General features: G+C 71.1%; 18 protein-coding genes, 1 other RNA gene and 1 pseudogene. 16 read left to right on the plus strand and 4 right to left on the minus strand.

Going from position 1 to position 21,870, the window contains the following annotated elements; translation table 11 throughout:
* Nucleotides 1-108: 108 nt before the first annotated feature.
* The 4 genes from ribB to thiL all read left to right on the plus strand — a co-directional run bounded on the left by ribB (nt 109) and on the right by thiL (nt 3,438).
* Nucleotides 109-1,215, plus strand: coding sequence for a 3,4-dihydroxy-2-butanone-4-phosphate synthase (gene ribB, locus FXO19_RS12645; RefSeq protein WP_149195472.1), 1,107 nt, complete (start codon nt 109-111; stop codon nt 1,213-1,215).
* Between the two features lie 162 nt (nt 1,216-1,377).
* Nucleotides 1,378-1,845 carry a 6,7-dimethyl-8-ribityllumazine synthase gene (ribH, locus tag FXO19_RS12650; RefSeq protein WP_149195473.1) on the plus strand — a complete coding sequence of 156 codons (468 nt, stop codon included), beginning with the start codon at nt 1,378-1,380 and terminating at the stop codon, nt 1,843-1,845.
* Complete coding sequence (gene nusB / locus FXO19_RS12655) at nt 1,842-2,327, plus strand: transcription antitermination factor NusB (RefSeq protein WP_149195474.1); 486 nt, start codon at nt 1,842-1,844, stop codon at nt 2,325-2,327. Before ribH ends, nusB begins: the two co-directional genes overlap by 4 nt.
* A gap of 121 nt (nt 2,328-2,448) precedes the next feature.
* The gene (gene thiL / locus FXO19_RS12660) at nt 2,449-3,438 is read left to right on the plus strand and encodes a thiamine-phosphate kinase (RefSeq protein ID WP_149195475.1); all 990 of its coding nucleotides are present in this window, start codon (nt 2,449-2,451) and stop codon (nt 3,436-3,438) included.
* 18 nt (nt 3,439-3,456) lie between these two features.
* Here thiL and FXO19_RS12665 read toward each other — a convergent pair whose 3' ends face one another.
* The 4 genes and pseudogenes from FXO19_RS12665 to FXO19_RS12680 form a co-directional block, all read right to left on the minus strand.
* Complete coding sequence (locus FXO19_RS12665) at nt 3,457-4,644, minus strand: MalY/PatB family protein (RefSeq protein WP_149195476.1); 1,188 nt, start codon at nt 4,642-4,644, stop codon at nt 3,457-3,459.
* A 273-nt stretch (nt 4,645-4,917) separates the two neighbouring features.
* The gene (locus FXO19_RS12670; RefSeq protein ID WP_149195477.1) at nt 4,918-6,297 is read right to left on the minus strand and encodes an FAD-binding oxidoreductase; all 1,380 of its coding nucleotides are present in this window, start codon (nt 6,295-6,297) and stop codon (nt 4,918-4,920) included.
* 173 nt (nt 6,298-6,470) lie between these two features.
* Nucleotides 6,471-6,887: a YraN family protein gene (locus FXO19_RS12675; protein WP_255516408.1), complete on the minus strand. Its 417-nt coding sequence runs from the start codon at nt 6,885-6,887 to the stop codon at nt 6,471-6,473.
* Nucleotides 6,884-8,269: pseudogene (locus FXO19_RS12680) on the minus strand (penicillin-binding protein activator); the annotation flags it as partial. The pseudogene FXO19_RS12680 and the gene FXO19_RS12675, both read right to left, overlap by 4 nt.
* Nucleotides 8,270-8,336: 67 nt before the next feature.
* Here FXO19_RS12680 and rsmI point away from each other — a divergent pair.
* From rsmI to FXO19_RS12740, 12 genes are all read left to right on the plus strand, one after another.
* Nucleotides 8,337-9,170 carry a 16S rRNA (cytidine(1402)-2'-O)-methyltransferase gene (rsmI, locus tag FXO19_RS12685; protein WP_149195480.1) on the plus strand — a complete coding sequence of 278 codons (834 nt, stop codon included), beginning with the start codon at nt 8,337-8,339 and terminating at the stop codon, nt 9,168-9,170.
* A 95-nt stretch (nt 9,171-9,265) separates the two neighbouring features.
* Nucleotides 9,266-9,630, plus strand: an RNA gene (rnpB, locus tag FXO19_RS12690) — RNase P RNA component class A.
* Nucleotides 9,631-10,233: 603 nt separating this feature from the next.
* The gene (gene mraZ / locus FXO19_RS12695) at nt 10,234-10,680 is read left to right on the plus strand and encodes a division/cell wall cluster transcriptional repressor MraZ (RefSeq protein ID WP_149195481.1); all 447 of its coding nucleotides are present in this window, start codon (nt 10,234-10,236) and stop codon (nt 10,678-10,680) included.
* Nucleotides 10,677-11,750: a 16S rRNA (cytosine(1402)-N(4))-methyltransferase RsmH gene (gene rsmH, locus FXO19_RS12700; RefSeq protein ID WP_255516409.1), complete on the plus strand. Its 1,074-nt coding sequence runs from the start codon at nt 10,677-10,679 to the stop codon at nt 11,748-11,750. The genes mraZ and rsmH overlap by 4 nt, the downstream gene beginning before the upstream one ends.
* Complete coding sequence (gene ftsL / locus FXO19_RS12705; protein WP_425481474.1) at nt 11,747-12,013, plus strand: cell division protein FtsL; 267 nt, start codon at nt 11,747-11,749, stop codon at nt 12,011-12,013. Before rsmH ends, ftsL begins: the two co-directional genes overlap by 4 nt.
* 13 nt (nt 12,014-12,026) lie before the next feature.
* Nucleotides 12,027-13,946, plus strand: a complete 1,920-nt coding sequence (locus FXO19_RS12710) for a peptidoglycan D,D-transpeptidase FtsI family protein (RefSeq protein ID WP_149195483.1) — start codon at nt 12,027-12,029, stop codon at nt 13,944-13,946.
* Nucleotides 13,943-15,613, plus strand: coding sequence for a Mur ligase family protein (locus tag FXO19_RS19605; protein ID WP_255516410.1), 1,671 nt, complete (start codon nt 13,943-13,945; stop codon nt 15,611-15,613). Before FXO19_RS12710 ends, FXO19_RS19605 begins: the two co-directional genes overlap by 4 nt.
* Nucleotides 15,610-17,034 carry a UDP-N-acetylmuramoyl-tripeptide--D-alanyl-D-alanine ligase gene (locus FXO19_RS12720; RefSeq protein WP_149195484.1) on the plus strand — a complete coding sequence of 475 codons (1,425 nt, stop codon included), beginning with the start codon at nt 15,610-15,612 and terminating at the stop codon, nt 17,032-17,034. Before FXO19_RS19605 ends, FXO19_RS12720 begins: the two co-directional genes overlap by 4 nt.
* Nucleotides 17,024-18,109: a phospho-N-acetylmuramoyl-pentapeptide-transferase gene (mraY, locus tag FXO19_RS12725; RefSeq protein ID WP_149195485.1), complete on the plus strand. Its 1,086-nt coding sequence runs from the start codon at nt 17,024-17,026 to the stop codon at nt 18,107-18,109. Before FXO19_RS12720 ends, mraY begins: the two co-directional genes overlap by 11 nt.
* Nucleotides 18,109-19,404, plus strand: coding sequence for a putative lipid II flippase FtsW (gene ftsW / locus FXO19_RS12730; RefSeq protein ID WP_149195486.1), 1,296 nt, complete (start codon nt 18,109-18,111; stop codon nt 19,402-19,404). The genes mraY and ftsW overlap by 1 nt, the downstream gene beginning before the upstream one ends.
* Complete coding sequence (gene murC, locus FXO19_RS12735; protein WP_149195487.1) at nt 19,401-20,849, plus strand: UDP-N-acetylmuramate--L-alanine ligase; 1,449 nt, start codon at nt 19,401-19,403, stop codon at nt 20,847-20,849. The genes ftsW and murC overlap by 4 nt, the downstream gene beginning before the upstream one ends.
* The gene (locus tag FXO19_RS12740; protein WP_149195488.1) at nt 20,846-21,802 is read left to right on the plus strand and encodes a D-alanine--D-alanine ligase; all 957 of its coding nucleotides are present in this window, start codon (nt 20,846-20,848) and stop codon (nt 21,800-21,802) included. The genes murC and FXO19_RS12740 overlap by 4 nt, the downstream gene beginning before the upstream one ends.
* Nucleotides 21,803-21,870 lie beyond the last annotated feature (68 nt).

The following is a 21,870-nucleotide window of genomic DNA, read 5'->3' on the forward strand; positions in this document are numbered from 1 at the left end:
TCCCAGCTTGCGCAGGGATGACGAGCAAAAGCAGCCGGGTTTTCCAGAGCCATCCGATACCCGAACCAGATCCAAAACCCGACTCCCAACTTCCTGGTCCCTGACTTCATGCCCTTCTCCCCGATCCCCGAACTGCTTGAAGAAATCCGCGCCGGTCGCATGGTCGTCATCGTCGACGATGAGGATCGCGAGAACGAAGGTGACCTGATCATGGCGGCCGAGCTGGTGAGGCCGTCGGACATCAACTTCATGGTTACCCACGCGCGTGGCCTGGTGTGCCTGTCGCTCACGCGCGAGCGCTGCGCGCAGCTCGGGCTACCGCCGATGGTGCGTGACAACACCTCCGCCCACGGCACCAACTTCACCGTCAGCATCGAGGCCGCCGAGGGCGTGACCACCGGCATCTCCGCCTACGACCGCGCCCACACCATCCGCACCGCGGTGCGCCCGGACGCGCGGCCGCGGGACCTGTCGCAGCCCGGCCACATCTTCCCGCTGCAGGCGCAGCCCGGGGGCGTCCTCAGCCGCGCGGGTCACACCGAGGCGGCGGCGGACCTGGCATTGCTGGCGGGGCTGGAGCCAGCCGGCGTACTGGTGGAGATCCTCAATCCCGACGGCAGCATGGCGCGCCGCCCGCAGCTGGAGGCGTTCGCGCGCGAACATGGCCTGAAGATCGGCTCGATCGAGGACCTGATCCGCCACCGGCTGGAGACCGAGCACACCATCGAGCGCGTCGACGAGCGCGCGATCGACACCGTGCACGGCCGGTTCCGGCTGGTGACCTACCGCGACCGCCTCAGCCAGGGCCTGCATCTGGCGCTGGTGCATGGCACGCCCGATCCCGCAGTCCCGGCGCTGGTGCGGGTGCAGCCGCTGAATCCGTTGGCCGACGCCCTGCATTGGCGTCGCGACGACTTCGGCCCGGCGACCGCCGACGTGCTCGCACGGCTGGCCCGGGAACCGACGGGCGCATTGGTGCTGCTCGAGGAACGCACGGATGCCGACGCGCTGCTGGCGCGCATCCGCCAGGCGCCGGGTGAAGGTATCGCCGCGCCCACGCGCGCCGGCGCACTGGCGGAATGGCGCCGCAACGGCACCGGCAGCCAGATCCTGGCCGACCTCGGCTTCGGCCGCCTGCGCGTGCTCGGCACCCCGCGCAAGCAGGTCGGGCTGGCCGGCTTCGGGCTCGAGGCGGTGGAATACGTCGAGCCGTGATGCCCAGATGCTCTTCGCCAGCCCCGTAGAGCGGAGCTTGCTCCGCTGCTCCAGGCTCCGGAGCCCGCGTAGCGGAGCAAGCTCCGCTCTACGGCATTGCGGTGGCAACCCGCTCGCAGGCAGGCGCGCTAAACTGGCCGCCCCTGTTCGAATCCCCTCAGCATGACCCACTACGAAGGCGACCTGCGCGCCATAGACGGCACGCGCTTCGCGATCATCGCCAGCCGCTGGAACCCGCGCATCAGCGACACCCTGGTCGCCGGCGCGCGCAAGGCCTTCGCCGACAACGGCGTGGCGGAGGATGCGATCGACGTCGTCCGCGTGCCCGGCGCCTGGGAAATCCCGGCGGCCGCAGCGCGGGTGGCGGCCGCCGGTGGTCATCGCGCCATCGTCGCGCTCGGCTGCGTGGTGCGCGGCGACACCCGCCATTACGAGCAGGTCGCCGACGGCTGCTCCGACGGGCTGATGCGCGTCGCCCTGGATTCCGGCGTCCCGATCGCCAACGGCGTGCTCGCGGTCGACCGATTCGAAGACGCCGAGCGCCGCGCCGGCGGCAGCCACGGCAACAAGGGCGAGGAAGCCGCGCTGGTGGCGATCGAGATGGCCGAGCTACTGGGGAAACTGCCGTGACGGACCCGGGACGCGGGAACCGGCCGCACCGCAAGGGCGGCATCGATCCGGCGCTGCGCACCCGCGCGCGCCGACGCGCGCTGCAGGCGGTCTACGCCTGGCAGCTGTCGGGCGGCACCGCGCAGGACGTCATCGCCCAGTTTGCGCACGAGCAGGCGCACGAAGTCGCGGATCTGGAGTACTTCGAGGACCTGGTGCGCGGCGTGCTGACGCAGCGCGCCGCGCTCGATGCATCGCTGCAACCGTTCCTCGACCGTGACGTCGAGGAGGTCGACCAGATCGAGCGCGCCATGCTGCGCATCGCCGCCTATGAACTGCAGCACCGTCTCGACGTGCCCTATCGCGTGGTCATCGACGAGGCGCTGAAGACGGTCAAGCGTTTCGGCTCCGAGCACGGCCATACCTACGTCAACGGGGTGCTCGATCGCGCCTGCGCCGAATGGCGCGCCGTTGAAAGGCGAGGAGTGAGTGGAGAGGAGTGAGAAATGAGTGAAAGGCGCTTCCGCCGCGGAACCGGTGCAACTGGCGGCCATCGCGCCGGAACAGCGGGCGCCGTTTAGCCCTTACTCGTTTCTCACTACTCTCCACTCACTCCTAGCTCCAATGGAATTCGACCTGATCGCCCGCATCCGCGCCCGCGCCGGGCAGCGCGACGACGTCGTGCTCGGCATCGGCGACGACGCCGCGATCCTGCGGGTGCCCGAGGGCAGGCATCTGGTCGTCGCCACCGACACGCTCAATGCCGGCGTGCACTTTCCCGCCACCACCGCCGCAGCCGATCTCGGCTGGAAGGCGCTGGCGGTGAACCTGTCGGACCTGGCGGCGATGGCCGCGCAGCCGGCCTGGTGCACGTTGTCGCTGTCGTTGCCGCAAGCCGATGTCGACTGGATCGACGGCTTCCTCGACGGCTTCCTGGCACTCGCCGCGCAGCACGGCGTCGCCCTGGTCGGCGGCGACACCACGCGCGGGCCGCTGTCGGTCTGCGTCACTGCGCACGGCCTGGTCGAGCCGGGCCGCGCCCTGCACCGCGACGGCGCCCGCGTCGACGACGATGTCTGGGTCACCGGCAGCCTGGGCGATGCCGCGGCCGCGCTGGCCTTGCTGGCGGCGGCGGAATCCGCGGACGGGCATCGAACGGAAGCGGGCGCCGCCGCCGCCGGCGCGTCGACATGGCTGCGCCGGCGCCTCGACCGGCCGCAGCCGCGCCTGGCCGTCGGTGCCGCCCTGGCCGGTGTCGCCCATGCCTGCATCGATGTCTCCGATGGGCTGCTGGCCGACCTCGGCCATGTCTGCGCCGCCAGCCGCGTCGGCGCCGAGGTGCAGGTCGATGCGTTGCCGGCATCGGATGCGTTGTGCAAGCGTTTCGCCGGGGAGGTCCGACGCGAGCTGCAGGCGACCGGCGGCGACGATTACGAACTGTGTTTCACCGCGCCGCAGGACATGCGCGACGCGGTGGCACGCATCGGCCTCGAGGCGGCTGTCGCCGTCACCCGCATTGGACGCATCGTCGCCGCTGGCGGGGTGCGCGCCTGCGACGGCGAAGGACGGACCTGGCGCCCTGGCCGTACCGGCTACGCGCACTTCGCGGGTTGAACGCCGGTAACGCCGTTCTCAGGTGGCAATCGCCGCAACCGCTTCGGCCATCCGCGTGATCGCCCGTTCCAGGATCGGCCGCGGCATCGCAAAGTTGGTCCGCACGTGGCCGGCACCGGCCTCGCCGCATTCACCACCGTCGGTCAGCGCCACCCCCGCCTGGTGGCGGAAGAACAGATGCGGCGCCTCGGGCAGCTGCAGCCGGCGGCAGTCCAGCCACGCCAGGTAGGTGCCCTCCGGCTCGACACAGTCGGCCCGCGGCAGCCGTTCGCGCAGCAGCTGCATCATGCATGCGCGGTTGCCCCGCAGGTAGTCCACCACGCCGTCCAGCCATGGACCGCCTTCGCGATAGGCGGCGATGTTGGCGATCACGCCGGGGGTGGCGGTGGCGTGCCCGGCCAGTGGCGCCAACCGCCGCCACTGCCGCAGGTCGTCGTCGTTGCTCAGGATCAGCTGCGCGCACTTCAATCCGGGCAGGTTCCAGCCCTTGGAGGCGGAGGTGGCGGTGATCGCCTGCGCCGCGGCCTGCTCGCCGAGCGTGGCGTAAGGCAGATGGCGGTGCGGCGCGAACACCAGCGGGGCGTGGATCTCGTCGCAGAACACGCGGCCGTCGTGGCGCGCGACCACCTCGCAGAAGCGCTCGAGTTCCTCGCGCGCGAACACCCGTCCGATCGGGTTGTGCGGGTTGCACAGGATCGCCAGCCGCGCGCCGTCGGCGAAGGCGGCGTCCAGCGCGGCGTAGTCGAAGCGCCAGCTGTCCGCCGTGCGCAGCATCGGCACCTGGATCACGCGGTGTCCGAGCATCCGCAGCAGTGGCAGGAACGGCATGTAGTTCGGCGTCGGCAACGCCACCGCGGCGCCCGCGGGCAGCAGATGCCGCAGCGCCAGCTCCAGCCCGGTCAGCACGTCCGGAAGCGGCTGCACGCGCCGCGGATCGAGCGCCCAGCCGTAGCGCTGCGCGTGCCAGTGCGCGCAGGCCTCGGCCAACTCGTCCAGCAGCGGGAAGGTGAGATAGCCGAACTGCTGGCGGTCCAGCATGGCCCGCAGCGCGGTACGCACCGGCGGCGCGGTGCCGAAATCCATCTCGGCGACGAACGCGCCGATGCAGTCCGGATAGGTGGTCCACTTCAGGCCGCCGGCCGCGCGCAGCTGTGCTTCGGTCGGGGCATCGAAATCGTCGGGGTCGGAACTTGCGCGATCGGTCATGCCCGCAAAGGTACCAATGCCGGTTGCACGTGTCGTGAGCGGCTGCGGTGCGGTCGCGCAAGGCCGGCGGGAGATACGCGCGGTGCGACACGAATGCGCGGTGGCAGCACCCCGCCGTAGGAGCGCGCCATGCGCGCGATGCCGCGGGCATGGCGCCGCCCGCGAGTTCCGGTGCCCGGCGCGCCTGCCGGTCCAGGATCACGGCATCCACCGGATCCTGCCGGCACCCGCGGCATCGCGCGCATGGCGCGCTCCTACGACAGACCGCGGCGGTCAGGCTGCCGGCAGCACCTTGCCGGGATTGAGGATCCCGTCCGGATCGAATGCCGCCTTCACCGCGCGCATCGCCGCGAGCGTCGGCGCATCGAATGCCTGCGCCATGAGCGCGCGCTTGGCGACGCCGATGCCGTGTTCGCCCGAGAGCGTGCCGCCGAGCGACAGCGTCAGCGCGAACAGCCGCGGCAGCGCCGCATGCGCGCGCGCGTCCTGGCCGGCATCGTCCGGGTCGTAGAGGATGTTGGCGTGCAGGTTGCCGTTGCCGGCGTGGCCGAAGGCGATGATCGGAATGTCGAACTCGCGCGACAGCGCCTCGATCCCGGCGACCAGCGCCGGAATCCGCGACACCGGCACCACCACGTCCTCGTTGAGCTTGGCCGGGGCGATCGCGCGCTGTGCGTGCGACAGCGACTTGCGCGCCGCCCACAGGCGCTCGCCCGCGGCCGGGTCCGGGGCAGTGTCGAGCGCGAGCAGGCCATCGCCACGTGCGGCGCGCTCCAGTGCCGCGAGTGCGAACGGCAGCGTGTCGACGTCGCCGTCGGCCTCGATCATCAACAGCGCGCCGGCCTCGGCGATGTCGGCGCCGCCGACCTCGCGCGCCAGGCGGATGCAGGCGGCGTCCATGAACTCCAGCATCGACGGCGCCACCGGCTGCGCCATGATCCGCGCCACCGCGGCCGCCGCCGCCGCCGCGTCGGCGTAGAGTGCGCGCAGGCTGGCGCGCGCCGCCGGCAGCGGCGCCAGCTTCAGCGTCGCCTCGACGATCAGCGCCAGCGTGCCTTCGCTGCCAACGATCAGGTGGGTGAGGTCGTAGCCGGTGGCGTCCTTGCTGGTGGCGCTGCCGACGCGGACGATGTCGCCGTTGCCGGTCACCGCGACCAGGCCGAGCACGTTGTCGCGGGTGGCGCCGTATTTCACCGCGTGCGGGCCGCCGGCGTTGCAGGCGAGGTTGCCGCCGACGGTGCAGTCGTCGGCGCTGGCCGGGTCCGGCGGCCAGAACAGCCCGTGCGTCGCGAGCGCCCGCTGCAGGGCACCGTTGATCACGCCGGGCTCGACGATCGCGACGCGATCGTCGGAGCGGATCCCGACGATGCGGTCCATGCGCGCGAACGAGACCGCGATCGCGTCGCCGGCCAGCGCCGCGCCGGTACTGCTGGTGGCGGCGCCACGGGCGACCAGCGGCACGCGATGGCGGCGACAGGCGCGCACCAGCGCGGCGACTTGGTCGCGATCGGCCGGCATCGCCACGCCGAGCGGCATCGCCACCCGCCGCGAGCCGTCGCCGGCATGGGCGGTGCGGGTATCGCCGTCAGTGCGCCAGCCGTCGCCGAGCAGGTCTGAGAGTTCGCGTTCGAGAGGCGCGGGCAAGGTGATCATGTCAGCGATTGTACGAGCCGCCGACGTGCCTTCCCGTAGGCGCGCGCCGTGCGCGCGATGCCGCGGGCATGGCGCAGCCCGCGAATTCCGGTGACCGGCGCGCTTGCCGGTCCAGGATCGCGGCATCCACCGGATCCTGCCGGCACCCGCGGCATCGCGCGCATGGCGCGCGCCTATGTATCGTCGGCGCGGAAGGCGTCGCGGATCCAGTTGAGCCGCGGCGAGGCGGGATCGCCGTCGGCCTCGATCACGTCGAAGCGGCATGGCGCATCGGCGAGCGCGCGATGCCCGAGCAGGAACGCCTGTGCTGCGCGCACGATCCGCCGCCGTTTGCCTGCGGTGACCGAAACCGCACCGCCGCCGAAGGCGGCCGAACGCCGGTAGCGCACCTCGACGAAGACGACGACCTCGCCGTCGCGCCCGTTCCGTTCGCGCCCGTTCCGTTCGCCCCCGCTCCGATCGAGCATGACCAGGTCGAGTTCGCCGAAACGGAAGTTCGCGTTCGCCGCGACCTCGCGCAGGCCGGCGGCCAGCAGATGCGCGCGCGCGGCACGCTCGACGGCGTCGCCGCGTGCGCGGGTCGTGCTCAACCGCCGCTGGCGCCCAGCGGCACCACGTGGCCGCCGCTGAATGTGGCCCAGGCCGGCGTGCGCAGTACGTTGCCGAAGCCGTCGATGCGCAGGGTGCCGGTGGCGCCGCGCAGTTCGGCGTCGGTGCCGGTGACCAGGCGCTCCATGAACGCGGTCAGCATCCAGGCGTCGTAGCCGAAGGCGAACAGCCGCGCCGCCGGACCGCGCGCGGTCGGCAGCGCGCTGGCCACGGTCGAGGCCATCGGCAGGCCGGCCACCCCGGTCGCGGTCCAGCGCTCGGTCGGGAACACGATGCCGTCGAGCGCGGCGTCATCCTCGTTCTTGCCGCTGCCGTACAGCTGCGAGGTGCCCACACGCGGACGGGTGGCGTAGCCGGCAGCCACCAGCTGCGGTGCGATTGCCCGCGCCTGTGGGCCGCGCAGCGCCAGGAAGACCGCCTCGGCGCCGTCGGGCTTGAGCATCGCGTTGCGGAAGGTCTCGGTCATGTCCGCCGGCGTTTCGCCGGTGACCACGAACATGTCGCTGACCGTGCCGCCGCCGGCCTCCAGTTGGCGGCGGAAGGCGTCGACGCTGCGACGGGCGTTGTCGTCGCCACCGTTGAGCACCATCACCCGTTGCACGTTGCGGGCGAGCAGGTAGTCGGCTGCGGCGATGCCGTCGTCCTCCGGCGCCAGCGCGAAACTGAAGCTGCCGGTCGGCGCATCCTCGCCGGCGCGATTGAGCGCCAGCACCGGCACCTGCAGCAGCGCCGGATTCGCCAGCACCGCTGCGACTTCGTCGCGCCCCAGCGGCCCGAGCACGTAGTCGGCGCCTTCGCCCACCGCGCGCTCGTAGGCGGCGTTGGCGCCGCCGGCGGTTCCTGCGGTGTCGTAGAACACCATTTCCGGGCGCTGCCGGTGCTCGCCGTAATAGCCGGCCAGCAGGCCGTCGCGCACCGGCGCCGCGGCGGTGGCCAGGTTGCCGGACAGGGGCAGCAGCACCGCCAGTTTCAACGGCGGGCGGTAGCCGTCGCGATCGGCGGCGGGGCGGTTGCCGGCGTGCACGTTCCACAGCGTGGCGAGGTCGAACGGTCGCGGCAGCGGCAGGTTGCGGGCGAGCAGGGCGCGACCGGCGAAGCTGTACAACGGATCGCCCTCGGGCAGCGCGGCGGCCGCGCGTGCCAAGGTGTCGTCATCGACCGTCGCCAGCAGGCGTTCGATCTCGCGCGCGCTGTCGACGCGCGCCTGGCCGCTGAGCGCGACGTGGTCGCGGGCCAGCTGCGCCGCGGTCGCCAGTTCGGGGCTGGCCGGGGCCGCCGCCTGGCTCGGGCCGGTGACCTGCACCGAGGCGCAGCCCGCCAGCAACAGGAGCGTGGCCAGCAGCAGGAAGATCCGGTTCGGCGATGGGCGCATGGGTGCCTGTCCGTGGTGAAGAACGGCTAGGATTCTAACGCCCCACCGCGGATAGACGATGCCCGAGCCCGAATCCACCGCCGGAACGCTGCACGTCGTGGCCACCCCGATCGGCAATCTCGGCGATCTGTCGCCGCGTGCGCAGCAAATCCTGCGCGCGGTCGACGCGGTCTGCGCCGAGGACACCCGCCACAGCCGCCAGCTGCTGGCCCATTTCGGCATCGAAACGCCACTGCTGGCCCTGCACGAGCACAACGAGGACCGGCAGGCCGGCCGCCTGGTGGCGCGGCTGCGGGCGGGCGACTCGCTGGCGCTGGTCAGCGACGCCGGCACGCCGCTGGTCAGCGATCCCGGCTACCGGCTGGTACGCGCCGCGCGCGAGGCCGGGGTGCGGGTCAGCCCGGTGCCAGGGCCCAGCGCGCTGGTCGCGGCGCTGAGCGTGGCGGGGCTGGCGAGCGACCGGTTTGCGTTCGAAGGCTTCCTGCCGGCGAAGGCGGCCGCGCGCCGCGAACGCCTGGCGCGGCTCGCGGGCGAGACCCGCACGCTGATCTTCTACGAGTCCGCGCACCGGATCGCCGAATCGCTCGATGCCCTGCGCGAGGCGTTCGGCGGCGAGCGGCCGGCGGTGCTGGCACGCGAACTGACCAAGCTGTTCGAGACCGTGCTCGACGGCAGCCTCGACCGGCTGGCCGAGGCCATCGCCGCGGATCCCAACCAGCGTCGCGGCGAGTTCGTGATCCTGGTGCAGGGCGCCGGCGACGATGTCGATGCGCGCCTGGCCGAAGGCCGGCGCACCTATGCCACGCTCAGTGCCCACCTGCCGCCTTCCACGGCGGCCAAACTGGCGGCGGAACTCACCGGCGCCCCGCGCCGCGCGCTGTACGGCGGGTAGGGCGAGGAGCTGAGGAACGGGGGAGGGGGGGGAGGGAATGGCTTGCCGGGTCCGTTCATTCCCGGGGTCGGGCTTCCCGTAGAATGGATCGCGGCGGAGCCGGCCAGACAGTCGCGTCATCCGCGCCCATTTCGATGGTCGCGGGTGCCGAGGAAAGTCCGGGCTCCACAGGGCACGGTGCCAGGTAACGCCTGGGCGGCGCGAGCCGACGGATAGTGCAACAGAAAGATACCGCCGATGGCCCGCAAGGGATCAGGTAAGGGTGAAATGGTGCGGTAAGAGCGCACCGCGAGTCCGGCAACGGACCGGTACGGCAAACCCCACCGGGAGCAAGGCCAAATAGGGACCTCATGACGTGGCCCGCGTCGGGTCCGGGTAGGCTGCTCGAGCGTAGCGGTGACGCTGCGCCTAGAGGAATGACTGTCCACGACAGAACCCGGCTTATCGGCCGGCTCCGCCACTTTTCCTGGCCTTCGCCCAGGAAAACCAGTTCGTGCATTGAACATCGGGCCCGCTTCCGAAGCTCGGGGACTCCCCGCTGTCGCCCCGCGATCGATGTCGAGGGCACCTCCTCCGTAGGAGCGCGCCATGCGCGCGATGCCGCGGGCATCGCCGCGCCGCCCGCAAATTCCGGTGGCGTGCGCGCCTGCCGGTCCAGAGTCGCGGCATCCACCGGATCCTGCCGACACCCGCGGCATCGCGCGCATGCGCTCCTACGAGAGCGGCCGGGTTGGCGGGCGGCAAATCGATCGTAGCCGCCCTCGGCGGTGGCGGCCCGCCTTCCTTCACACCCCCTTTACGCGAGCCTGAACGGCGTCTCGCGCTGCCGGAGAATGTGCGCTGTCTCAAAATTTGAGACGAAACAGCAGCTTGTGGATAAAGCTTGAACAAGTCTCTGAAGTTGTCCGCAAGTCATTGACCTGATTGGTGAAAATCTGCCGGTAAAGTTGTTGACAACCCACAGGACGGGTCATAAGGTGGCGAGGCGTGGGATTACCGGGAAACTGGTGGTATTCCGCGGCATTGAAGCCCGCCGCAGACGGGCATACCGGGCAGGACTGTTGTGTTCCAGGGCGAGACCGCCATCACCATCGACGACAAGGGCCGGCTGGCGATCCCGACTGCCTACCGGGACCTGATCGCGCGCGCGTGCGAAAACCGCCTGGTCATCACCTACAACCCGTTCGAGTCCGGCTGCCTGTTCCTGTACCCGGAAAAGGAGTGGGAACGCGTGCGTGACGCGGTCAACGCCCTGCCCGGTACGCTGTCGGCGCACCGCCGCATGCAGCGCAACCTGGTCGGCTCGGCGGCGCCGGTCGAGCTCGACGGCAGCAGCCGCATCGGCATTCCGGCCAGCCACCGCAGCGCGGTCGGCATCGAGAAGAAGGCCGTGCTGCTGGGCATGGGCGACAAATTCGAGTTGTGGAGCGAGCAGGCGCATCACGCGCAGATCCGGCAGACGATCTCTGACGAGGATCTGAGCGAGCACATGCTCGAGCTGAGGTTGTGAGCGTGGGTGGCGCGGACGCCCGGTCCGGCCACCTTCCTGTGATGGTCGCGCAGGTCGTGGAGGCGCTGCGGGTGATCGAGGACGGAGCCTATCTGGACGGCACGTTCGGCCGCGGCGGCCATGCCCGCCGGGTGCTGGAGCGCCTGGGCGCGGGAGGCCGGTTGCTGCTGATGGACAAGGATCCCGACGCGATCACGGTCGCCGAGCGCGAGTTCGGCGCCGATCCGCGCGTGGCGATCCGCCGCGGCAGCTTCGCCGCGCTGGCCGACTGGGATCTTGCACGCGCTGGTCTGGACGGCGTGCTGTTCGACCTGGGTGTCTCGTCGCCGCAGCTCGACGTCGCCGAACGCGGCTTCAGCTTCGGCAAGGACGGCCCGCTCGACATGCGCATGGACCCGGACGCCGGCGAAAGCGCGGCCGAGTGGCTGGCGCGCGCCGACGAGCACGCCATCGCCGACGTGCTGTGGACCTACGGCGAGGAGCGCATGAGCCGGCGCATCGCCCGCGCCATCGTCGCCCGCCGCGGCGAGGCGCCGCTGACGCGGACCGCGCAACTGGCCGAACTGATCGCCGCGGTGGTGCCGCGTGGGCGGCAGGAGATCCATCCGGCTACGCGCTCCTTCCAGGCAATCCGCATCCACGTCAACCGCGAGCTGGCCGATCTCGAACTCGGGCTCGAAGCCGCGCACGCGGCGCTCAGGCCCGGCGGGCGGCTGGCGGTGATCAGCTTCCACTCGCTCGAGGACCGGATCGTCAAGCGCTTCATCGTCGGTCGCGCCAAGGCGCCGCCCGGCAACCGCAGGCTGCCGGCGGTGGAGGATTTCGAGCCGACGCTGCACGCGATCGGCGGCGCGCGGAAGGCCGACGCCGCGGAGATCGCCGCCAACCCGCGTGCCCGCAGCGCGGTGCTGCGGGTGGCTGAGAAGCCGGGATTCGGGATTGGTGATTCGGGATTCGATGAAAGCGGCAACGTCGCCAACGGAGAGCCGAACGGGCGGGGCCCGGCTTCGCTCTTGCGAATCACGAATCACCAATCATCAATCCCGGCCGCAGCGGAGCTGCGGCCATGATCGCCCGCATCGTCCTGGTCGTGCTGCTCCTGGCCAACGTGATCACCGCGATCGGCGTGGTGCATGCGCGCCACCAGCACCGCCAGCTGTTCGTCGAGCTGACCCGGCTCGAGCGCGCCCGCGATGAGCTCAACATCGACTTCGGCCGGCTGCAGCTGGAGCAGGCGACCTGGGCCGAGAGCAACCGCATCGACCAGGTGGCACGCCAGCGGCTGGGCATGAAGTTCCCCGAGACCGCGGACATCGTGGTGATCCGGCCATGAAGGCGACCGGTCCATGAAGTTCAAGCGCACCCCGGGCGGCACCGCCAAGCGGCCGCGCACCCGCGCGCAGTTCAACCTGCGTGGGCGGCTGGCGCTGGTCGCCGGCGCGCTCGGCCTGTGCTCGGTGGTGCTGGTCGGGCGCGCGGTCGACCTGCAGCTGATCGACAACGCCTTCTACCAGCAGAAGGCGGATTCGCGCTTCCTGCGCGAACTGCCGATCGCGACCTCGCGCGGCATGATCACCGACCGCAACGGCGAGCCGCTGGCGATTTCCACGCCGGTGGCCTCGTTGTGGGCCAATCCGCAGGAACTGGTCAAGCATCCCGGGCGCATCGCCGAACTGGCCGACGCGATCGGCGTGCAGGAGGAGGCGCTCGCGCGCAGCGTGACCCAGCGCGCCGGCAAGGAATTCATGTACCTGCCAGGGCAGCGCCGGATCCACCCCGCCGTGGCGAAGAAGGTGCTGGCGCTGGGCGTCCCCGGGGTGTTCAGCCAGCGCGAGTTCCGTCGCTTCTACCCGCAGGGCGAGGCGCTGGCGCACGTGCTCGGCTTCACCAACATCGACGACCGTGGCCAGGAAGGCATCGAACTGGCGTTCGACGACTGGCTGCGTGGCAATCCCGGCGCGCAGAAGGTCATCCGTGACCGTCGCGGCCGCATCGTCGAGAACGTCGACCTGGTGCGCCCGGCGGAACCCGGCAAGGACCTGACGCTGAGCATCGACCGGCGCATCCAGTTCCTGGCCCATCGCGAGCTGCGCAGTGCGCTGGCCAGTGCCGGCGCCAGCGCCGGTTCCGTGGTGGTGCTCGACGTCGCCACCGGCGAGGTGCTGGCGATGGCCAACCTGCCGACCTACAACCCGCACGTGGTCTCGGGCGGCGATCGCGACGCGCGCCGCAACCGCGCCGTCACCGACCTGATCGAGCCGGGCTCGACGATGAAGCCGCTGACCGTGGCCGCCGCGCTCGAGGCCGGCGTGGTGACCCCGCAGACGCGGGTGGATACCAATCCCGGGTGGATTCCGAACGGACGCTACCGCACCAGCGATTTCCGCAATTACGGCGTGCTCGACGTCACCGGCGTGATCACCAAGAGCTCCAACGTCGGCGTCTCCAAGCTGGCGGCGATGTTGCCCAACCGGCAGTTCTACGAGTTCCTGCGCCGGTTCGGCTACGGCACCAGCACCCACAGCGGCTTCCCCGGCGAGGCCTCGGGCCTGTTTCCCGAGCCCGAGGGCTGGAGCGGCACCACCAAGCAGGGCATGTCCTATGGCTACGGACTGTCGGCGACGCCGCTGCAGATCGCCGTCGCCTACGCCGCGCTCGGCAATGGCGGCCGCGCGCTCGCGCCGACCTTCGTCAAGGGCCAGCACAACGAACCGCGCCAGGTGCTCGATCCGGCGATCGCGCAGCAGATCGTCTCGATGATGCAGACCGTCACCGAGCCGGGTGGCACCGCGACCCGCGCCGCGGTCCTCGGCTACCACGTCGCCGGCAAGACCGGTACCGCGCGCAAGGCCAGTGGCGGCGGGTATGCGCGCCGCTATGTCGCCTTCTTCGCCGGGCTGGTGCCGGTGGAGAACCCACGCTTTTCCATGGTGGTGGTGATCGACGATCCGGATACGTCGGGCGGCGGCTCCACCTACGGCGGCGGCTGGGTGGCGGCGCCGGTATTCAAGAGCGTCATGGAAGGGGCGTTGCGGCTGATGGACGTGCCGCCCGACGACATCGAGACCTGGCTGACGGCGCAGACCGGGGAAAGGCTGGGAATGGGGAATCGGGAGTCGGGAGTCGATAAAGCAAGAACAAGAACAGAAGCGGGGGCACCCGCGTCGCATCCCGGCACCGAGCCGGCGGTGCGCGCTGAAGCGCTCGCCCGATTCCCGATTCCCGATTCCCGATTCCCGGCTTCTTCCGCGGGAGGTGCGCGATGAGCGCCGCCATGCGCCTGGCCGATCTGCTCCCCGACGTCGCCGCGGTGCCGCCGGCGCTGACCGTGAGCGGATTGGCGCAGGACAGCCGCGAAGTGCGCGAGGGCGATGCCTTCCTCGCGATCCCAGGCTTCGGCAGCCATGGCCTGCGCTTCGTCGCGCAGGCGCGGGCGGCCGGTGCGCGCGCGATCCTGTTCGAGCCGCCGGCGCCGGACGATGCGCCCCCGCCCGCCGACGCCATCGCGGTGCCGGCGCTGCGCACGCGCATGGGCGCGATGGCCGATCGGCTGTATGGCGCGCCCTCGGCGGCGATGACCACCGTCGGCGTCACCGGCACCAACGGCAAGACCTCAACCGTGCAATTGCTGGCGCAGGCCTGGACGCTGCGCGGCCAGCGCGCCGGCAGCATCGGTACGCTCGGCGCCGGGCTGCACGGCGAAGTCGAGGCGACCGGCTTCACCACGCCACAGGTGGTGCAGATGCATGCGCTGCTGGCACGGCTGCGCGATGCCGGCGCGACCGCGGTGGCGATGGAGATCAGCTCGCACGCGCTCGACCAGGGGCGGGTCGACGGCGTGCACTTCCGGGTCGGGGTGTTCACCAACCTCACCCGCGACCATCTCGACTACCACGGTGACATGGATGCCTATGGCGCCGCCAAGGCGCGGCTGTTCGCCTGGCCCGGTCTGCGGGCGGCGGTGATCAATCTCGACAACGACTTTGGCCGTGCGCTGCACGCGCGGCTGACGACCTCCGCTCCCGCGCGAGCCGAAAATTCAGCTCCCTCTCCCCCGCTCGCGGGGGAGAGGGCTGGGGTGAGGGGGCGAAGCGCCGAAGGCGCGAGTGCCTTTGCTTTTGATGAGTCGCCGGCAAGAGCCCCCCTCACCCCAACCCTCTCCCCCGCAAGCGGGGGAGAGGGAGCAAAAAACACTTCGGCAGAGAAGGTCAAGGCGCCGCGGACGATCGGCGTCAGCGCGCGCGGCGATGCCGCGGCGGTGGTGCGGGCCGGCAATGTGGTGCTAGACGGCGAAGGCATTGCCTTCGAGCTGCATATCGGCGACACCGTGCGCCCGGTGCGCTCGCCGCTGCTCGGGCGCTTCAACGTCGACAACCTGCTTGCCGTCGCCGGCACCCTGCATGCGCTGGGCGAGGCCCCGGCCGACATCGCCGACGCGCTGTCGCGGCTGCAGCCGGTGGCCGGGCGCATGAACCGGCTCGGCGGCAGCGGTGATGCACCGCTGGTGGTCATCGATTACGCGCATACGCCGGACGCGCTGGAACAGGCGCTGGCCAGCCTGCGCGCGCATGCGCGCGGCCGCATCGTCTGCGTGTTCGGCTGCGGGGGCGAGCGCGACCGCGGCAAGCGGCCGCAGATGGCGGCGATCGCCGAGGCCGGCGCCGACCGGGTGATCGTCACCGACGACAATCCGCGCCGCGAGGACGGCGACGCCATCGTCGCCGACATCCTGCCGGGCTTCGCCGATCCGGCCGCGGTCGTCGTGCAGCGCGACCGCGTGCGCGCGATCACGCGCGCCATCGGCGAGGCCGGCGCCGGCGACATCGTGCTGGTCGCCGGCAAGGGCCATGAGCCCTACCAGGAGATCGGCGGCGTGCGCCATCCGTTCGACGATGCCGCGATCGCACGCACGGCGCTGGAGGGCAGGGCATGAACCCGTTGCCGCTGTCGCGGATCGCGCAATGGACCCACGGCCGCCTGCAGGCCGGCCAGGGCGCCGGCGACGTGCTGATCGATGCGATCGAGACCGACACCCGCCAGTTCGACGCCAGCGACGGCCGCGCCGCGTTGTTCGTCGCCCTGGCGGGCGAGCAGTTCGACGGCAACGACCACGTCGACGCCGCCGCGGAACTGGGCGCGCGCGCGGCGCTGGTGTCGCGCCCGGCCGCGATCGACCTGCCGCAGATCGTGGTGGCCGACACCCGCCAGGCGCTGGCCGCGTTCGCGGCGGCCATGCAGCACACGCGCTCCGTGCGCGTGGTCGCGATCACCGGCAGCAACGGCAAGACCGGGGTCAAGCAGATGCTGCTGCCGATCCTGCAGCGCGCGGGCAAGGCCTATGCCAATCCCGGCAACCGCAACAACGAGATCGGGCTGCCGCTGGCGGTGATCGACGCGCCGGAAGACGCCGAGTACGCGATCTACGAGATGGGCGCCGGCAAGCCCGGCGACATCGCCTGGCTGACCGCGATCGCGCGGCCACGCGTGGCCGTGGTCAACAACATCGCGCCGGCCCACCTGCAGCGCATGGGCAGCCTGCTCGGCGTGGCCGACACCAAGGCGGCGATCTACGATGCGCTGCCGGTCGACGGGGTCGCGGTGATCAACGCCGACGATGCCTTCGCGCAGTACTTCGCCGAGCGCGCACACGGCCGCCGCCTGATCCGCTTCGGGCTGGAGGCCGGTGCCGAGGTCACCGCGCGCGAGGTGCGCCTGGGCGATGACGGCGCGCGTTTCGTGCTGGTCGTGCCCGGTGGCGAGGCCGAGGTCACGCTGCCGCTGCCCGGCCGCCACAACGTGCGCAACGCCCTGGCCGCGGCGGCGCTCGCGGTCGGCGCCGCCGGCCTGGACGCGGCGACCATCGCCGCCGGCCTGTCCGAGGCGCGGCCGGTGGCGGGCCGCCTGGTGCGTCATCGCCTGCGCAACGGTGCGCTACTGATCGACGACAGCTACAACGCCAATCCCGGCTCGCTTGCGGCCGCGATCGATATCCTTGCCGCCGCCCGCGAAGGCGACCACTGGCTGGTGCTCGGCGACATGGGTGAGCTGGGCGCCGACGCCGAAGCGCTGCACGCCGAGATCGGCCGCCGCGCCGGACGCGCCGGCATCGCGCGGCTGTACGCGCTCGGGCAGCTGAGCGCGGCCGCGGCGGATGCCTTCGGCGAGGGCGCGCGCCGCTTCGACACGCACGCGGCACTGGCCGAAGCGCTGCGCGCCGATCTCGCCGCCGTCGAGGCGCCGGCTCGCGTGCGCGTGCTGGTGAAGGGATCGCGCAGCAGCGCGATGGAGCGGATCGTCTCCGCGTTGCTGGCCGACGAACACACCCCAGGGGAGGAACCCGCCGATGCTGCTTGAGCTCGCGCGCTGGCTGCAGGGTCTGGAGAACTTCTTCTCCCTGTTCAACTATCTGACCTTCCGCGGCATCCTCGCCGCGTTGACGTCGCTGTTCCTGTCGCTGTGGTGGGGCCCGGCGCTGATCCGCAGGCTGGCGCAGTACAAGGGCGGCCAGCCGATCCGCCAGGACGGCCCGCAGACGCATTTCTCCAAGGCCGGCACGCCGACCATGGGCGGTGCGCTGATCCTGATCGCGGTGCTGGCCGCGGTGCTGCTGTGGGGCGACCTGCGCAACAAGTACGTATGGGTGGTGCTGGCGGTGATGCTGGCGTTCGGCGCGATCGGCTGGTACGACGACTGGATCAAGATCGTCAAGCGCGATCCCAACGGCCTGAAGTCGCGCTGGAAGTACCTGCTGCAGTCGCTGTTCGGCCTGGCCGCCGGCCTGTTCCTGTTCTACAGCGCCGACGTGCCGGCCGCGACCACGTTCTACATTCCGCTGTTCAAGGCGATCGCGTTGCCGCTGGTGGGGGTGAGCTTCGTCGCCATCGCCTACTTCTGGATCGTCGGCTTCTCCAACGCGGTCAACCTCACCGACGGCCTCGACGGGCTGGCGATCATGCCGACGGTGCTGGTGGCGTGCGCGCTGGGCGTGTTCGCCTACGCCTCCGGCCACGCCGAATTCTCCGAGTACCTGCAGATCCCGCGCATCCCCGGTGCCGGCGAGCTGGTGATCATCTGCGCCGCGATCGCGGGCGCCGGACTCGGCTTCCTGTGGTTCAACACCTATCCGGCGATGGTGTTCATGGGCGACATCGGCGCGCTGGCGCTGGGCGCCGCGCTCGGCGCGATCGCGGTGATCGTGCGCCAGGAACTGGTGCTGGTGATCATGGGCGGGATCTTCGTCATCGAGACGCTGTCGGTGATGATCCAGGTGGCATCGTTCAAGCTTACCGGCCGGCGCGTGTTCCGGATGGCGCCGATCCACCACCACTTCGAACTCAAGGGCTGGCCCGAGCCGCGGGTGATCGTGCGCTTCTGGATCATCTCGGTGATCCTGGTGCTGGTCGGCCTGGCCACGTTGAAGGTGCGCTGATGGACGGCACGCCGCGCCAGGCCACCCGACTCGACGCCATCCACGGCCGCTTCGACCCGTGGCTGCTCGGCGCCGCCATCGCCCTGGCGACGCTGGGCGTGGTGATGGTGGCGTCGAGCTCGATCGCCATCGGCGAGGACCTGGCGGTGGGGCCGTTCTATTTCCTGATGCGCCATCTGGTGTTCCTGGCGGTCGGCATCGGCCTGTGCGTGTGGCTGATGCGCACCGAGCTCAAGAGCATCGAGCGCTTCGATCGCCTGCTGCTGCTGCTGTGCTTCGGGCTGCTGCTGGCGGTGTTCATTCCCGGCCTGGGCAAGAGCGTCAACGGCGCGCAGCGCTGGATCAATCTCGGCGTCTCCGGCTTCCAGACGGTCGAAGCGGTGAAGCTGATGTACATCGTCTGGCTGGCGAGCTACCTGGTGCGGTTCCGCGACGAGGTCAACGCCACCTGGGGCGCGATGCTCAAGCCGCTGGGCGTGGCGATCGGGCTGATGGCGCTGCTGGTGCTGCAGCCGGACTTCGGCTCGCTGGCGCTGATCCTGGCGATCACCGCCGGCATGCTGGTGCTCGGCGGCGTGCACATGCCGCGGATGGCGGCGCCGGTGATGGTGGTGCTGCCGCTGCTGGCGGTCGTCGCCATCGCCGAGCCGTACCGCATGCGCCGGCTGACCTCGTTCATGGATCCGTTCGCCGATCCGTTCAACAGCGGCTACCAGCTGGCGAACGCGCTGATGGCGGTCGGCCGCGGCGAATGGTTCGGCGTCGGGCTCGGCGCCTCGGTGCAGAAGCTGTCGTACCTGCCGGAGGCGCATACCGACTTCATCCTGGCGGTGATCGGCGAGGAGTTGGGCTTCTTCGGCGTCTGCCTGGTGATCGGCCTGTACGCGCTGTTGTGCGGGCGCGCGTTCTGGATCGGACTGAAGTGCGTGGAGATGCGGCGCCACTTCGCCGGCTACTGCGCGTTCGGCGTGGCGTTGTGGATCGCGTTGCAGAGCCTGGTCTCGATCGGCGTCAACCTCGGCCTGCTGCCGACCAAGGGCCTGACCCTGCCGCTGGTGTCCTACGGCGGCTCCAGCGTGCTGATGACCTGCGCTGCGGTCGGCGTGCTGTTGCGGGTCTCCTACGAACTCGATCGCGCCCAGCGCCAGGTGGCGCGGCTGCGCGGGGAGGCGGCGCAGCCGCCGGTCGTCGATGCGTCCCGCACGACACAGGCGCCTGTTCCGGCCGTCGGTGCGGTGCGCGGCACCAGCCGCCTGCGCCAGCGGATCGAGCCGACCCTGGGGAAGACCGCATGATCCGACGCCTGCTCGAGGCCCATGCGTTGTCCACGGCAGATTTCGCCCGCGCGTTCTCGCGCGTGCACTTCGTCGGCGTCGGTGGTGCCGGCATGAGCGGCATCGCGGAAGTGCTGTGCACGCTCGGCTACGAGGTGTCCGGCTCCGACCTGGCCGACAACGCCGTCACCCGCCGGCTGCAGTCGCTCGGCATCGCCGTGCATCGCGGACACGCGGCCGCCAACGTGCTCGGCACCGATTGCGTGGTGGTGTCCAGCGCGATCAAGCCCGACAACCCGGAACTTCTGGAGGCGCGTTCGCAGCGCATCCCGGTGGTGCCACGTGCGGAGATGCTGGCCGAGCTGATGCGCTTTCGCCGCGGCATCGCGGTGGCCGGCACCCACGGCAAGACCACCACCACCTCGCTGTTGGCCAGCGTGCTGGCCGAGGGCGGGCTGGATCCGACGTTCGTCATAGGCGGCCAGCTGCTCGCCGCCGGCGCCAACGCGCGCCTGGGCGGCAGCGACTGGCTGGTGGCCGAGGCCGACGAGAGCGATGGCAGCTTCCTGCGCCTGAACCCGCTGATCGCCATCGTCACCAACATCGACGCCGATCATCTGGAAAACTACGGCGGCGATTTCGCCCGGGTGCAGGCGGCGTTCTCCGAGTTCCTGCACCGGTTGCCGTTCTACGGGCTGGCGGTGCTGTGCATCGACGATGCCGAAGTCGCGCAGCTGGCGACGCAAACGCCGCGTCACGTCACCACCTACGGCTTCGATCCCAAGGCCGACGTGCGCGCCGAGGACGTCGACCAGGACGGCCCGCGCATGCGTTTCGTGCTGCGCCTGCCGGACGGCTCGCGCACGCCGGTGTCGCTGGCGCTGCCCGGCCGCCACAACGTGCAGAATGCGCTGGCCGCCGCCTCGGTGGCCTGGCAGCTGGGCGTGGCGCCGGAGGCGATCGCCGCCGCGCTGCAGAAGTTCGCCGGCATCGGCCGCCGCTTCAACCTGCTGGCCGAGCTGCGCACCGCGCAGGGCGCGACGGTGCAACTGGTCGACGACTACGGCCATCACCCCAAGGAACTGAAGGCGGTGTTCGAGGCCGCGCGCGGCGGCTGGCCCGACCGGCGCCTGGTGGTGGCCTTCCAGCCGCACCGCTACAGCCGTACCCGCGACCTGCTGGACGACTTCGCCGGGGTGCTGTCGGAAGTCGATGCGCTGGTGCTGACCGAGGTCTACGCCGCCGGCGAGGCGCCGATCGCCAACGCCGACGCCAAGGCGCTGGCACGCGCGATCCGCGCGCGCGGACGCATCGATCCGGTGCTGGTCGCCAGCGCCCAGGACCTGCCGCGGATCCTGCCCGACGTGCTCGAGGACGGCGACCTGCTGCTGATGATGGGCGCCGGCGACATCGGCCAGGTGGTGCAACAGCTGGCCGCCGACGGTTTCGAGGAGGCGGCGGCATGAGCCTGCTCGCGCCCGCGCGCCATTCCGACCCGGCGGTGTTCGGCCGCGTCGCCGTGCTGATGGGCGGCAGTTCGTCCGAGCGCGAGGTCTCGCTGGATTCCGGCGCCGGCGTGCTCACGGCGCTGCGCGCCCGCGGGGTCGACGCGTACGCGGTGGACGGTATTCCGGCCCTGGCGAAGGCGCTGGCCGGCGGCGAGTTCGATCGCGTGTTCAACATCCTCCACGGCCAGCACGGCGGCGGCGAGGACGGCGTCGTGCAGGGCCTGATGGAGGCGCTCGGAGTGCCGTACACCGGCTCCGGCGTGCTCGGTTCGGCGCTGGCGATGGACAAGATCCGCACCAAGCAGGTGTGGCTGAGCCTCGGCCTGCCGACGCCGGGCTACACGCGCCTGCACAAGGGCGGCGATGTCCATGCCGCCGCGCGCGCGCTGGGGTTGCCGGTGATCGTCAAGCCATCGCAGGAAGGCTCCAGCGTCGGCGTCAGCCGCGTATTCGACGACGCCGGGCTCGACGCCGCGGTCGAGCTTGCCGCGCGTTATCCCGGCGAGTTGCTGATGGAACGGATGATCGAGGGCGACGAACTGACCGTCGGCATCCTGGACATCGGCGGCGCGGTGCATGCGCTGCCATCGATCCGCATCGTGCCCAAGGGCGCCTGGTACGACTACCACGCCAAGTACGTCGCCGAGGACACCCAATACCTGTGCCCGGGCCTGACCGGCGACGACGAGGCGCGGATCGGCCGGCTCTCGGTCGACGCGTTCGTCGCCGCCGGCTGCGCCGGCTGGGGCCGCGTGGACCTGATGCGCGATCGCGACAGCGGCGAATGCTTCCTGCTCGAGGTCAACACCGCCCCCGGCATGACCACCCATTCACTGGTGCCCAAGGCCGCGGCGCAGGCCGGCATGGACATGGAGGAACTGTGCTGGCGAATCCTGGAGACGACGTTGTGAGGCCGGGAGTCGGGAATCGGGAATCGGGAATCGCAGAAGCGAAAGGTCGCGGGTCTGTGGCGTTTGCT

The sequence above is a fragment of the Luteimonas suaedae genome (assembly GCF_008312895.1).
In the GTDB taxonomy this organism is placed as follows: Bacteria; Pseudomonadota; Gammaproteobacteria; order Xanthomonadales; family Xanthomonadaceae; genus Luteimonas; species Luteimonas suaedae.